Source organism: Bradyrhizobium iriomotense (genome assembly GCF_018130765.1).
GTDB lineage: Bacteria > Pseudomonadota > Alphaproteobacteria > Rhizobiales > Xanthobacteraceae > Bradyrhizobium > Bradyrhizobium iriomotense_A.
This window is the reverse complement of record NZ_JAFCJZ010000008.1, coordinates 196,172-208,444: the sequence shown is the minus strand read 5'-3', so window position 1 is coordinate 208,444 and position 12,273 is coordinate 196,172. Positions and strand designations below refer to the sequence as shown.

Here is a 12,273-nt window from a genome sequence, read left to right as displayed (position 1 = left end):
GATTCCTTCGTTGCAATGAGCGGTTACAATTTGACGTAGGAGCGCAGGCCGACCGTGCGGTCCAGCCCGATGACGACGACAAAGGCGAGCACGATCGAGACCACCGAGGCGGCGCCGATGGTGCCGTCCAGATCGAACTTCAGATAATTGAACAGCGTGACCGGCAGCGTCTCGTTGCCCGGCGAGACCAGGAACAGCGACACCGGGAACTGGTCGAACGAGACGATGAAGGCGAAGATCGCGCCTGCGAGCACACCCGGCTTGATCAGCGGCAGCGTCACCTCGAAGAAGGTGCGCAACGGACTTGCGCCGAGATTGCGCGCGGCTTCCTCCAGGCGCGTGTCGAAATTGTGCAGCACGGCAAGCGTGGTGCGCACGACGTAAGGCAGCGTCACCAGTGTATGGCCGGCGACGAGGCCCCAGGTCGGCCGACCCACATCGAGCAGCACATAGGTCTGGAACAGCGCCAGGCCAGTCAGGATCGCCGGCAGCATCAAGGGCGACAGCATCGTCGCCACGATCAGCCGCGTGCCCGGGAGGTTGCCGCGTGCAAGCGCCAGCGCCGCAGAGGCGCCGAGCACAGTTGCGGACAGGGTGGTGAGCACGGCGACTTCGAGGCTGAAACCGAGCGCATGCATGAAGTCGCGCGAAGCGAAGAATTTTTCGAACCAGCGCAGTGACACGCCGACGGGCGGAAACTGGATGAACGGCGTCGGGTTCAGCGCGAATACGACGACGATGGCAATGGGGGCCAGCAGGAAGACCAGGATGGCGATGTTGATCGCGAGATAGAGGTAGCGGCCGTAGTGCCTGATAGGCCCGGGTGTTCGCGCAGACGCTGCTTGCTGGGCTGCCGGGAGCGAGGGTGAGGCTGTGGTTTGCATCGCCGCCTCACTGCAATTCGCGCTGGCCGGAGACGAGGCCGAGGGCGCGGTTATAGGCGATGACGAGCAGGAGCGAGATCACGAGCAGCACGATGCCCAGCGCGGCGGCGAAGCCGACGTTGAAGTTCGCCGAGATCTGCTGGTAGATCAGGATCGGCAGCGTCATGATCTGGAAGCCGCCGAGCAGGATCGGCGTGACATAGGCGCTGATCGCGAGCGCGAACACGAGCAGCGATCCGGCGAGGATGCCGGGCAGGCTGAGCGGCAGCGTCACCTCGAGAAAGGCGCGCAACGGGCTCGCGCCGAGATTTTCCGCGGCCTGCTCCAGCCGCTCGTCGATGCGGCCGATGACACCGGTCAGCGTCAGCACCATGAAGGGGACGTAGATGTGGACAAGGCCGACCACGATGCCGGTCTCTGTGTACATCAGCTTCAGCGGTTGAGAGATGAGGCCGAGCGACATCAGGGTCTGGTTGACCACGCCTTTGTCGGACAGCAGCGTCATCCAGGCGAAGGTGCGCACCACGATGCCGGTCAGCATCGGCGCCAGCACGGCCATCAGCAGCAGCGCGTGTCCGGTGCGGCTCTTGATCCGCGCCATCCAGTGCGCCAGCGGATAGCCGATCAGAAGCGCGACCAGCGTGGTCACGAGCCCGATCCGGATCGTGGTCCAGATCACCTCGAGATAATAGGGATCGCCGATCATGCGGCCATAGTGACGCGTGGTGAAGGCGACCTTCGGCATCACCACGGGATTGCCGGTCAGCATGCTCATCAGCGCCATCAGCCCGATCGGCAGGAAGAAGAACAGCGCGAATAGCAGCGCGCTCGGCAGAATGAAGAGCGCAAGGCCGTTGGGGCGCGTGGTCGCAGCGCTGCTCATCGCGTCCCCGTCTGGATGCGGGCTGTGTCCTGATCGAGCGGATCGCCGGTCAGTCGTCGCAGTTTCGCGGCCATCGCGGCGAGCTCGCGGCGGACATTGGCGCGTTCGGCGGCGGTGGTCGCCTGCACGGAATAGGACACCGCGATTCCGATCATCTCGCCGGTCTCGCCGCTCTTGAGCGCAAAGCCCTGCGAGCCGACGCCCTCGATGGATTCATCGGCCGCCTCCGACACGCCGGTGCGGCGGATCTCGTCGAGGCGCGCGATCAGCTGCTTGAAATTCTGCGGCGAGTTGCGCGGCAGCTTTGGATAGGTCGTCGGCACACGTGCGCGGATGTCGTCGTCGGAGAGGCGCGCCAGCATGGCGCGGCCGTTCGAGGTCGCGAGCGCCGGCGTGCGCTGGCCCGGCGGATTGACGACGCGCAGGGGATTCGAGCCCGGCACGATGCGGAGCACGACCTGCTCAAAGCCATCGAGCACGGCGATGTAGCCGGTGTGGCCCGTGCGCGCGCAGACCTCGCGCAGCTCGCGCTCGGCCATGCTGATGAGATCGTCATGGGCGCGGTGCAGCCGGCCGAGCTCGAAGGTGAGCAGGCCGGGCCGGTAGCGGCGGGTGTGCGGGTCCTGCTCGAGCAGGCCGCAATCGCGCAAGGAGCGCAGCAGCCGCGAGGTCGAGCTCTTCGGTTTGCCCGTCAGCGCCATCACATCTGCGAACGACAGATCGGGCCGCGCGCTGGAAAAGCAGCGCAGGATCTCGATCGCGTTGGTGAGGGCGCTCATGCAGGCTCGTCCAAGGTAGTTCCAAATTTCGGAACCTTGTCCCAAATTCTAAGCCTGGCGCGGAAACGGGCAAGCGGAAATTTCCGGCAGGCTGGCGCCCGATTGCGCAGATGCGGCGGAAGGTCGCTTGTTGGGGGGCGAAGCGGCGCACCGCAGTCGTGCGATGCGCCGTTTCTCGGGATCAGGCAGCTTTGGCGGTGACGCTGCCAATCCAGTCGCGGGCGAGCGTCACGTCGGCCTGCGACAATTGATGGCCTGCCGGCAGGACCTTGTGAGCCACGCTCGCGCCCGCCTGCGATAGCAGAGCTGCCAGCCGCGCCGAGTTGTTCGCGGGCACGATCGGATCGGCCTGCCCGGACAGGAGCAGGACAGGCTTGCCGCCGAGCTCTGCCTTGGGCGGATCCGACAGCGGCACCATGGCGCGCAGCAGGATCGCGCCTGCAAGCACGTCCGGCTTCAGCAGCAACAGCGCGGCTGCGATGTTGGCGCCGTTGGAGAAGCCGACCGCGACCGGCGCGGCGATGCCGTAGCGTTGCCGCGCGTCCGCGACGAAGTCGCCGAGCTCGTGCGCGCGGTGGCGCACGTCCTCCTCGTCGAACACGCCCTCCGCCAGGCGGCGGAAGAAGCGCGGCATGCCGTGCTCGAGCACGCGGCCGCGCGGCGAGAGCAAGGCGGAGCCGGGCGAGATCATCTTGCCGAGCCCGAGCAGATCGTTCTCGTCGCCGCCGGTGCCGTGCAGCAGCAGGAGCGGAGGGGAGCCCGCGGTGGTCGCGGGCTCGAAGCGATGGATGAATGCACTCTCGGTCATGACACGCTTTCTTCGAGGCTCGGCAGCACGTCCTCGATTTGCTTGCGATGCTGCTCGAGGAAGCTCGGCAGCTTCAGGTCACGTCCCAGCGTCGCGACGGGCTCGTCGACGGCGAAGCCGGGGATGTCGGTTGCGATCTCGAACAAGACGCCGCCGGGTTCACGGAAGTAGATCGAGCGGAAGTAGTTGCGGTCGCGCTGCTCGGTCGGGTGCAGGCCGTGATTGCTGACCAGCTTCTGCGCCATCTTGCCCTGCTCGGCGTCATCGGCCGCACGGAAGGCGATGTGGTGCACCGAGCCGCCGCCCTGGTGTCCGCGCAGAAAACCCTTGGCCTCGTAGATGTCGACGACGCTGCCCTCGACATCGCCCGCGACCTTGAAGCGGATCACCGAGCCTTCGCGTCCGGTCTCCTTGAAGCCGAACACGTCGGTGAGCACGGCCGCCGTCTTCGCCGCGCTGTCGAGCAGCAGCGTCACGCCATGGAAGCCGCGGATCGCGTGCTCGGCCGGCACGTCGCCATTGCTCCAGCCGGGTTCGCTCTCGGCGCCGGGAACGCCAACCAGCGCGAGCGCCATGCCATCGGGATCGGTGAACGGCAGCACGGATTCGCCAAAGCGCTTCTCAAGCGCCTCGTAGGCAATGCCCTTCTCGGTGAAGCGCTGCGTCCAGTAGCCGAGCGAACGCTGCGGCACGCGGAAGGCGGTCTGATGGGTCTCGCCGACGCCGCGGCGGCCGGGACCAACGCCGGCCCAGGGGAAGAAGGTCAGGATGGTGCCGGGACGGCCGGTCTCGTCGCCATAATAGAAGTGATAGGTGCCGGGATCGTCGAAATTGACCGTCTTCTTGACGAAGCGCAGGCCGAGATCGCGGGTGTAGAAGCCGAAATTGCGGATGGGGTCGCCGGCGATCGCGGTCACATGGTGCAGTCCAGACATTGTCGTCCTCCAAAGCTCGGGGAGCGGTCTTGCTCTGGGCGGAAATATTGTTCCGCTTTGGATTGGAGACAATCCGTGCAATTATGACGGCTATGTCTACGATTTGGAAACAATCGCCGGAGTCGGACCTTGGATAAGGTCGCCAGCCTCCGGGCCTTCGTCAAAGTGGTCGAAAGCGGCAGCTTTGCCGAGGCGGGCCGGCAGCTCAGGCTATCGCGCTCGGCGATCAGCAAATACATCGCCGACCTCGAGGAGAGCCTCGGCGTCCAGCTGTTGAACCGGACCACCCGCCACGCCAGCCCGACCGAGAACGGCCAGCGCTATTTCGAGCGTGCGGTCGTGATCCTCTCGGAGATCGAGGCCGCCGATCAGGCGGTGACGCAGGCCCAGTCAGCGCCGCGAGGGCTATTGCGCGTCAATGCGCCGATGTCGTTCGGCACCATGCGGCTCGGGCCTGTGCTGGCCGATTTCATGGCGCGCTATGGCGAGCTTCAGCTCCAGATCGTGCTCAGCGACGATCTGCTCGATCCCGTCCAGGACGGCTTTGACGTGACCTTGCGGATCGCGGAGCTGGAATCCTCCAGCCTGATCGCGCGCAGGATCGTGCCTGTCCCGCGCATGATCTGCGCTTCGCCGGATTATCTCGCGCGGCACGGCACGCCAAGGCATCCGCAGGATCTGCGCGAGCACGCCTCGCTGACCTACGGCTTCCTGCTCACCGGCAATCAGTGGAAGCTTACCGGCAGCGATGGCGATCACTGGATCCAGCCGGCATGGTCGCTCTGCGTCAACAACGCCGAGGTGCTGCGCGACGTTGCGATCAAGGGCAGGGGGCTGGCTCTGCTGCCGGAGTTCATTGCCGCTGATGCTTTGAGAAAAGGCGAGCTGCGGACGGTGCTGCAAGACTACTCCGCGCCGCCGCTCGCGCTCTATGCCGTCTATCCGCCGACGCGGCATCTGTCGGTGAAGGTACGGCTGTTCATCGATTTCCTGGTGGAGCGGTTTGGCCGTGAGGAGGAGGAAGCCGGCGGGCGCGGGCGTGTGAAGGCTAGGCCGTGAACAACGGGTCACAAGTTTGAGATGATCGACGCCGGCGGAAACGACAAGGTTGTATTCGGCACAGCCAAGTGGAGTGCCACCGGCAAGGGCACCCACGCAGGTGGCCGGATACTATTATACCGTAGCGGAAAGCTGAACTTTATTCCGATCGCTCGGGACTCATATTTGCGCCCCGGCTTCGCGCCTTAGGACCAGAGAGCTTCAGCCGCTGCCGGGGCGTCGCCGAGGGCTTTCTTTCGCGCCGCTGCGAGAAGCGGCGGCATGATGTGTAGCTCGCCGGCACTTCTCGACTTGATTTCAACAAGCGCAGGAGGAGCCTATGCGGAAGTCTCTCACCTTTTTCCTTTCTGGCGTGGCATTGACCGTCGCGGCGTCAACCGCGATAGCAGGCGAGCGGGTGCTTGAGTTCAAGCTGATCACGAAGCCGATCGACCTCAAGGTCATAGAGGCCGCAAACGTCGAAGGGCAGACGATTGCGTCTGGTAAATTCTTTGGGGTCGCCGTCTTCAACGATGGCCGTATCGGAGTGAAAGAGTTCGTCAATACGTCGGACTTTCTCAAAGGGTCGGGTCCCTTCTTCGGCTATAGCACTTACACGTTCGAGGAGGGCTCGATTACGGCGCGCTACACTGGTTCGGCCAAAGACGGCAAATCAACGGGCGAATACACGATCCTATCGGGCACAGGTGCTTATGCGAACGCCACGGGCACGGGCACAATCGAAAGCGCGCCGAACCCGTTCAAAGGCGTCAACCTGCTCAACATAAAGCTCGTCGTTAAAACGTCGGGCTCATGACAACGCAATGTTCACAGGTCCCCGCACGAAGGAAGTCGATCCCTTGTGTGGCGTGTTGGCCCGGCCGGTGGCACATTGCCGGCCGGGCGACCTGCTGAAGAGCCGACTGGAATCGTGAGATTGATCTACCTATTGGCCGGCTGACCGTCCCGCACAGCAGCCGAAGAACGTTAGTGCTTGAGCGACGCCGCAAAGGCGACGAGGGCGATCATGTCATCGATGCTGAGATTCTCGACAACCGGTTTCATGAGTTCGCTATTGGCGCCCTTCCGCGCCCCCGATTTGAAGTCATAGAGCTGCCGGAACAGGTAGGTGGGCGAACGGGACGCAATCCCTGGCGCGATGGTAGTCCCGTTGAGGTCAGCGCCGTGACAGATCCCGCATTGGACGCGCGGATCGCTGTTCGCTGCCAGCGTTCGTCCCTTCTGAACGCTGCCTATCGGGACGTAGGCGATGAAACGAACACGCGAGTCCCGGCTGACAAAGTGTTCAACGTTTTCCGGTATCTCGATGATGCGCTGACCGATGGGTTCTTTCTCGGTGCCGTCCAGCGGAGCCAAGAACAAGTCTCTCACCTGTGTTTTTGGCACCACCTCGGTCTCTACGACAGCAATAGTCGATCTCGGCTTGATGGAGGCGAAGTAGGCCGCGGCCTTTCCGAGCTCCTGATCGGTCATCGCTTTGGACGATTTGATCATCAGGTCGGTGGCGATGCGAGGCACCGAGTTCGTGCGCAGGCCCGTCTTGAACTCCGTCGATTGCTGAATGATGTATTCCGCGGAGAGGCCAAATAGGCTGGCATTCTCAGGACCGCCCGGTCCGTCTGCCCGATGACAGACGCCGCACGCGAACACCTCTGGCTTTCTCCCCCTTGCCACGATTTCCGGCATTGACGGGTGATCGTCCGGATGCCAGTCGGGCGCGGCGAACAGATCGCGCAACTGCGTGAGTGTAAAACCGGCGGCACTGTCAGGAACGTGCCTGATCGTACCATCGTCAGGCGCGCGTTGAAAATTGGGCGGATTTACCGGGTAGGCCCATGCCGGAGGGCCCTCCTGGATTTGCGCACGCGCCCCTGCCGCAGTGAGCAATGCCACCGAGAACGCCCATAGAGCGATCGGAAATCTCATGGCCTCGGCCTCCCAGCCCGTCGGTGAAGCCAGACTGTACTTTCCGAAGGCGAGGATCAGGAGCGGCGAATCGACCGCTTGTCGGGGACGCCTCAGCCCCTCCGCCACATCGAAAACACCATTCAACGCCTGGGTCTCGCAGACGTCAATGTGCAATTCAGCTGTCGTGGTTTCAGTGAGCAGAGCTTGACGAACGGCCGCTAGGTGGCTGCGGCCGCACCGGCCGGCGCGAGCAGATCGTCAAGCGCTCTCATCGACGCCCGCTGAAGCGCGGCAAGTTCGTCGGCCGCACTCTGGCATTCCGCCGGGGACATCGAGATTGCAGCCAATTCGATTTCACGGCAGCGCTCGAATAGGCGGACGAGTCCGAGCGTGCCGGCGGCACTGCCGAGCTGGTGCGTGAATCGCGCGAGCTGCTTGTGGTCGCCGATCGCCGCAGCCTTGGCGATATCGTCGATCAGCCGTTCGCTCGTTTCCTCCAGAAGCTGATGGAGTTTTGCGATTTGCGCCGCGCCCAGCAGTTCCTTCTGGTCGTCGAGAAAATGCAGGTCGATCAGTGCGCCCGCGGCGAGCTGCACCGCTGCCGGCTCGTCCTGGGGATCGTCCTCGAGCGCCTCGCGCAGGGCATTGATCAGGATCGGCTTGCTGACGATCTTGGCGATGCCTGCGCCGGCGAGCCGCTCGCGTGCGCTGCTGGAGATGTCGGCGGTGACGGCGATGATGCGGGGGATCTTCGGCAGATCAAGCTGCCCGATCCGCGACGCCGCCTCTACGCCGTCCATGTCCGGCATGTGCAGATCCATCAGGATGACGTCGAACGCCTGATCGCGGGCGAGCTTGATGGCCGATGCGCCGTTCCTGGCGATTGTGGGGTGGTGACCGAGCCGGTTCAGGATCGCTTCGCCGACCTGGCAATTGACACGATCGTCGTCGACCAGCAGCACGTTGAGCTGCCGCGACGGCGGCGGAAGCGCGCCTTGCGCGATGCCGCTCGCGGCGCGGCCGAGTGGCACTTCAAGCGTGAACATGCTCCCCGCGCCCGGCGTGCTTTCGACCGTCAGCTCGCCGCGCATCAGGCGCGTGAGGCGCCGCGCGATCGCAAGTCCGAGGCCGGTGCCGCCGAACCGACGTGCAATGCTGTCGTCGGCCTGGACGAAGTCCTCAAAAATCCGCTCATGCATGTCGGGCGCGATGCCGATGCCGGTATCGCGAACGGTGATGTGCAGCAGGACGTGATTGTCGAGCTGTTGGGCGACCGCCGTCAAAGCGACCCCGCCGCGCGGGGTGAACTTGATCGCGTTGCCGATCAGGTTGAGCAGGATGCGGTTGAGCCTGACAGGGTCGCCGTGCACGGAGATGTTGACGGTCGCATCGCTGGCGAGATCGAAGGTCAGTCCCTTGTCGAAGGCCTGGGGGCGCATCAGATCGGCGGCGGCCTCGATCAGCTGGTCGAGGCGGAAGTCGCGCGTCTCCAGCGCCTCGGTGCTGGCCTCGAGGCGTGCATATTCCAGGATCGCATCGACCAGTGCGATCAGCGTTTCGCCCGATGCGGCGGCGGTGGCGAGGTGGCGCCGCTGCACCTCGCCAAGGCTGCCGTCGTCGAGCAGTTGCAGCACGCCCATGACGCCGTTCAGCGGCGTGCGCAGCTCGTGGCTGACGACGGCAAGGAAGCGCGACTTGGTCTCGTTGGCCTGCACCGCAAGGCTGCGCGCGCGCTCGGCAGCGTCGTGCTCGGCCAGGGCCTGATCGCGTGCCTTCTCGAGCTCGGAGGTCCGCTCGATCACCTTGCCCTCGAGGGTGGTGTAGGAGTCGCGCAAGTGAGCGGCCATCCGGTTGAACTGGTCACCGAGCGCCTCCAACTCGTCGCCGGTCCTGATCGCGAGCCTGAGGCCAAGATCGCCGCTTCCGATCCGCCGCGCGCCCTGCGTCAGGAGCTGGATCGGCACTGTCATGCGCCGGCTGAGCCACAGGGACACCAGCACCGCAATGGCAAGCAGGGCGACCAGAAGAAACGTGGAACGTCCGATCGACGCATAGATCGGCGCATAGGCTTCAGCGAGCGGAAGCTCGACGAACACCAGCCAGCCGAGCAAGGGCACCGTCGCATAGGTCGATAGAACGCGCTGACCCGAGAGGTCTTCCCTGACCAGGCCGCTCGAGGGCGGGCCCACGCCGTCAAGCGCGGCGCGCACGTCCGCGTGGCCGGTGAGATCGCTGCGGCGTAGCGCCGGCCACAGATCCGGATGCGCGATCAAGACCCCCGTGCGGTCGACCACATAGGCTTTGCCGGTGTTGCCGACCCTGATGCCGGCGACGAGGTCCCAGATGAAGCGCAGATTGACTTCGGCGACGACCACATTGGGCTGGCGGCCGGTCCCGCGGGTGGCGAGCGTCATGAACGGCTCGGTGTCGCCGAAGAAATACACAGGCCCGTAATAGGCGCGGCTGTCATTGGCACCGCGGAAGGCGGGCGAGGTGGAGAGGTCGGCCTTGCTCCCGACCCTGTCGGCGACGCGGCGCGACACGCGCACCTGCTCGCGGCCCTGCGCATCGAGCTCGGCAATTTCCGCGATCGCGGGCGAGAGGCGTAGCAGGCGGATGGCGTTCAGGCGATCGTCTTCGTTGGTCGACAGCTCCGGAGGCAGGCGCGAGAGCCATCTGATCTGGTTTTCGATCTGGCCGATGAACTGGCCGATCTGGATGGCCGCGGATGCCGCCTGCTCGCGCTGGATCGCCGCGAGGAGCTGCTTTTGTTCTCGATAGGAGAACCAGACGTCGAAGCCGGTGTTGATGGCGAGCGCGGCAAAGGCGAGGGCGACGATCGAGTAGAGATATTTCCGGAACAGCCGGCCGGGAGGCGTTCGCAAATGTCCCTGGTCGACCTGCTCGTTCACTCGCGGATCTCGTCGGCGCGCGCGAGCAGCGTGAACGGGATCGTCAGTCCGAGCGATCGTGCGACGGTGCGGTTGATCAGGAGCTCGTATTTGCGCGGCGATTGCACCGGCAGGTCCCCGGCCTTGGTGCCGCGCAGGATCAGGTCGACATAGTCGGCCGAGCGCACCTCCAGCGTCGGCCCGTAGCTCATGAGCCCGCCCGCATCCATGAAGTAGTGGAACGGATAGATCATCGGAACGCGATATTTTGCCGTTGCCGCCACGATCGCCTGGCGGTTCACCACCAGGAAGCTGTCGACGAGCGAGATCATCGCAGCCTTGGGCGGCTCGGAAAAGCGGCCGATCGCCCCGTCGATATCCGCTGCCTTGCCGATGGGTGCGAGGACGACGTCAACCCCTGATGTCGCGGCTTCCTGCTCAAGAGAGTCGAGAAAGAAGCGCCCGGCGCGAGGCGTGCTCACCGGATTGAACAGGACGCCGACACGCGCCATGTCCGGCACGGCCTCCTTGATGAGCTGAAGCCATTTGCCGCCCATCTCGGCGGTGCTGCTGGTGAAGCCCGTGACGTTGCCGCCGGGATGGGCGAGGCTCTCGACGAAGCCGTTTCCGACGGGATCGTTGGACGTTGCGAAAACGATCGGGATCGTCTTGGTGGCCGCCAGCACTGCTGCGGTTTCACCGGTCGAGCCGGTCAGGATGACATCCGGCTTGAGATCGATGAGCTCCTGCACAGCGGTCTTCAACTTGTCCGGCCCGCCGAAGCTCGACCGGATCTCGAAGCGGAAATTGACCCCTTCGACCCAGCCCCGTTGCCTCAGGCCCGCGATGAGCCCGCCAAGCCGCGTGGTCGCAGCTTCGGTCATGCTTCTCTTGGTCAGTTCATCGTCGAGCGGCAATGCTGTCAGCGTCGCGACGAGCCTCATGCGATCCGGCGTTGCGCCGAGCGCGAGCCATCCCGCAGCAGTTGCGCCCGCAAGGCGAATGAAATCGCGGCGGGCGACCGCCGGCACAGCGCGGGCAGGAGCGGACCGCTCAATCATGAAATGTTTCGCAAAAGTTGTCCCTGACGCTGTGCATATCCCGAAAGGCTAGCGACCACAATTGATGAAAAAATGCGCTTATGAATGCGCATTCGCAGCCATGCGCAGTCCGATACCGTATTCCTACGCGCCGAAAGAGTCGCTGTTTCGATCGTTGTCTGATCCGTGACGTTCCGTAATGCCTTGTGGCATTGCAACATTTCCGTCTCGGTTGCGACGACGGTTCGGGGAAGCCGATTTCGTAGCTGCCGATTTTTGATCTGTTGTTTCAGGTTGTTTCGAAGGTTTGCGATGCGCAGAATCTATCTTGTCCCGGCCCTTGTCGGTCTCCTCACGTCACTTGCCGCGGGTCCGTTGGCGGCCCAGGGCGCCGTACCCAAGCAGAAGGCCGCGCAGGCGCCGAAGGCTGCCACGGCGGCCGGTGCAGCTCCAGCCGCCGCTGCACCGGCGGCGGCCGCGACCGAGGCGCCGAGCGCCGGCGCAGACGACAAGACCAAGGCGATCGACGGCTTCCGCTCGGCCAAGTTCGGCATGAGCGAAGCCGACGTGCGGGCAGCGATGGCCAGGGACTTCAACGCCAAGCCCGACGCAATCAAGGCGCAGGACAACGCGTCCGAGCTGACGCACAGCATCCTGCTGCCCGTTCCGGAATTGCTGCCGAACGGCGGCACCGCGGAGCTCTCCTACGTGTTCGGCTACAAGTCCAAGTCGCTGATCCAGGTCGGCGCGGTCTGGTCGAAGGGGACCGACGCGGCGATGACGCCGGAGAAGCTGTTCTCCAACGCCAACATCCTGCGCGCCCATTTCATGGGCGAAGGTTTCAAGCCCGACTCCATCGCGATGAACATGCCGGTTGCCGGCGGCATCGTGATGTTCCGCGGCAGCGACGCCAAGGATCGCTCGGTGATCCTGCTGCTGCAGGGCACGTTCGAGAACAAGGAGAACAACCAGCGTGTGCTGACGCCTACCAGCCTGCTGCTGTTCTACGTGGCCGACGCCAAGAGCCCCGACATCTTCAAGCTGCCGCCCGGCCAATTCTGACGCCGGGCGCCTTCGACATTCTCC

General features: G+C 64.5%; 11 protein-coding genes. 3 read left to right on the top strand and 8 right to left on the bottom strand.

The annotated features are described in order from the left end of the window. Positions 1-23: 23 nt before the first annotated feature. The 5 genes from JQ635_RS16510 to JQ635_RS16490 all read right to left on the bottom strand — a co-directional run bounded on the left by JQ635_RS16510 (position 24) and on the right by JQ635_RS16490 (position 4,289). On the bottom strand, positions 24-884 hold the full coding sequence (locus JQ635_RS16510; RefSeq protein ID WP_211410894.1) for an ABC transporter permease: 861 nt from the start codon (positions 882-884) through the stop codon (positions 24-26). Positions 885-891: 7 nt separating this feature from the next. Continuing rightward, positions 892-1,767 (bottom strand): ABC transporter permease, encoded by an 876-nt coding sequence (locus JQ635_RS16505; RefSeq protein ID WP_211410893.1) that lies wholly within the window; start codon positions 1,765-1,767, stop codon positions 892-894. Beyond that, entirely contained in the window at positions 1,764-2,546 is a 783-nt protein-coding gene (locus tag JQ635_RS16500) for an IclR family transcriptional regulator (protein WP_211410892.1), read from the bottom strand. The genes JQ635_RS16505 and JQ635_RS16500 overlap by 4 nt, the downstream gene beginning before the upstream one ends. Positions 2,547-2,727: 181 nt before the next feature. Then, positions 2,728-3,354 carry an alpha/beta hydrolase gene (locus JQ635_RS16495; RefSeq protein ID WP_211410891.1) on the bottom strand — a complete coding sequence of 209 codons (627 nt, stop codon included), beginning with the start codon at positions 3,352-3,354 and terminating at the stop codon, positions 2,728-2,730. Beyond that, positions 3,351-4,289, bottom strand: a complete 939-nt coding sequence (locus tag JQ635_RS16490) for a ring-cleaving dioxygenase (RefSeq protein ID WP_211410890.1) — start codon at positions 4,287-4,289, stop codon at positions 3,351-3,353. Before JQ635_RS16490 ends, JQ635_RS16495 begins: the two co-directional genes overlap by 4 nt. 129 nt (positions 4,290-4,418) lie before the next feature. Here JQ635_RS16490 and JQ635_RS16485 point away from each other — a divergent pair, with 129 nt between their 5' ends. Further along, positions 4,419-5,348, top strand: a complete 930-nt coding sequence (locus JQ635_RS16485) for a LysR family transcriptional regulator (RefSeq protein WP_211410889.1) — start codon at positions 4,419-4,421, stop codon at positions 5,346-5,348. 319 nt (positions 5,349-5,667) lie between these two features. Next, positions 5,668-6,144 (top strand): hypothetical protein, encoded by a 477-nt coding sequence (locus JQ635_RS16480; RefSeq protein ID WP_211410888.1) that lies wholly within the window; start codon positions 5,668-5,670, stop codon positions 6,142-6,144. 170 nt (positions 6,145-6,314) lie between these two features. Here the strand turns inward: JQ635_RS16480 and JQ635_RS16475 are convergent, their stop codons facing one another. The 3 genes from JQ635_RS16475 to JQ635_RS16465 are packed head-to-tail and all read right to left on the bottom strand — an operon-like array spanning position 6,315 to position 11,208. Then, positions 6,315-7,430, bottom strand: a complete 1,116-nt coding sequence (locus JQ635_RS16475) for a c-type cytochrome (RefSeq protein ID WP_246583576.1) — start codon at positions 7,428-7,430, stop codon at positions 6,315-6,317. Positions 7,431-7,474: 44 nt separating this feature from the next. Next, a complete protein-coding gene (locus JQ635_RS16470) occupies positions 7,475-10,168 on the bottom strand; it encodes a hybrid sensor histidine kinase/response regulator (RefSeq protein ID WP_211410887.1) in 2,694 nt (897 codons plus the stop codon). After that, a complete protein-coding gene (locus JQ635_RS16465) occupies positions 10,165-11,208 on the bottom strand; it encodes an ABC transporter substrate-binding protein (protein ID WP_211410886.1) in 1,044 nt (347 codons plus the stop codon). The genes JQ635_RS16470 and JQ635_RS16465 overlap by 4 nt, the downstream gene beginning before the upstream one ends. A 291-nt stretch (positions 11,209-11,499) precedes the next feature. Between JQ635_RS16465 and JQ635_RS16460 the strand changes: the two genes are divergently transcribed. Next, a complete protein-coding gene (locus JQ635_RS16460; protein ID WP_211410885.1) occupies positions 11,500-12,249 on the top strand; it encodes a hypothetical protein in 750 nt (249 codons plus the stop codon). The last annotated feature ends 24 nt before the right edge of the window (positions 12,250-12,273 follow it).

What these genes read in the sequence shown, in the direction of transcription:
- JQ635_RS16480 (WP_211410888.1), top strand. Translation starts at nt 5,668, where the DNA reads ATGCGGAAGTCTCTCACCTTTTTCCTTTCTGGCGTGGCATTGACCGTC.
- JQ635_RS16490 (WP_211410890.1), bottom strand. Translation starts at nt 4,289, where the DNA reads ATGTCTGGACTGCACCATGTGACCGCGATCGCCGGCGACCCCATCCGC.
- JQ635_RS16495 (WP_211410891.1), bottom strand. Translation starts at nt 3,354, where the DNA reads ATGACCGAGAGTGCATTCATCCATCGCTTCGAGCCCGCGACCACCGCG.
- JQ635_RS16505 (WP_211410893.1), bottom strand. Translation starts at nt 1,767, where the DNA reads ATGAGCAGCGCTGCGACCACGCGCCCCAACGGCCTTGCGCTCTTCATT.
- JQ635_RS16510 (WP_211410894.1), bottom strand. Translation starts at nt 884, where the DNA reads ATGCAAACCACAGCCTCACCCTCGCTCCCGGCAGCCCAGCAAGCAGCG.
- JQ635_RS16500 (WP_211410892.1), bottom strand. Translation starts at nt 2,546, where the DNA reads ATGAGCGCCCTCACCAACGCGATCGAGATCCTGCGCTGCTTTTCCAGC.
- JQ635_RS16465 (WP_211410886.1), bottom strand. Translation starts at nt 11,208, where the DNA reads ATGATTGAGCGGTCCGCTCCTGCCCGCGCTGTGCCGGCGGTCGCCCGC.
- JQ635_RS16460 (WP_211410885.1), top strand. Translation starts at nt 11,500, where the DNA reads ATGCGCAGAATCTATCTTGTCCCGGCCCTTGTCGGTCTCCTCACGTCA.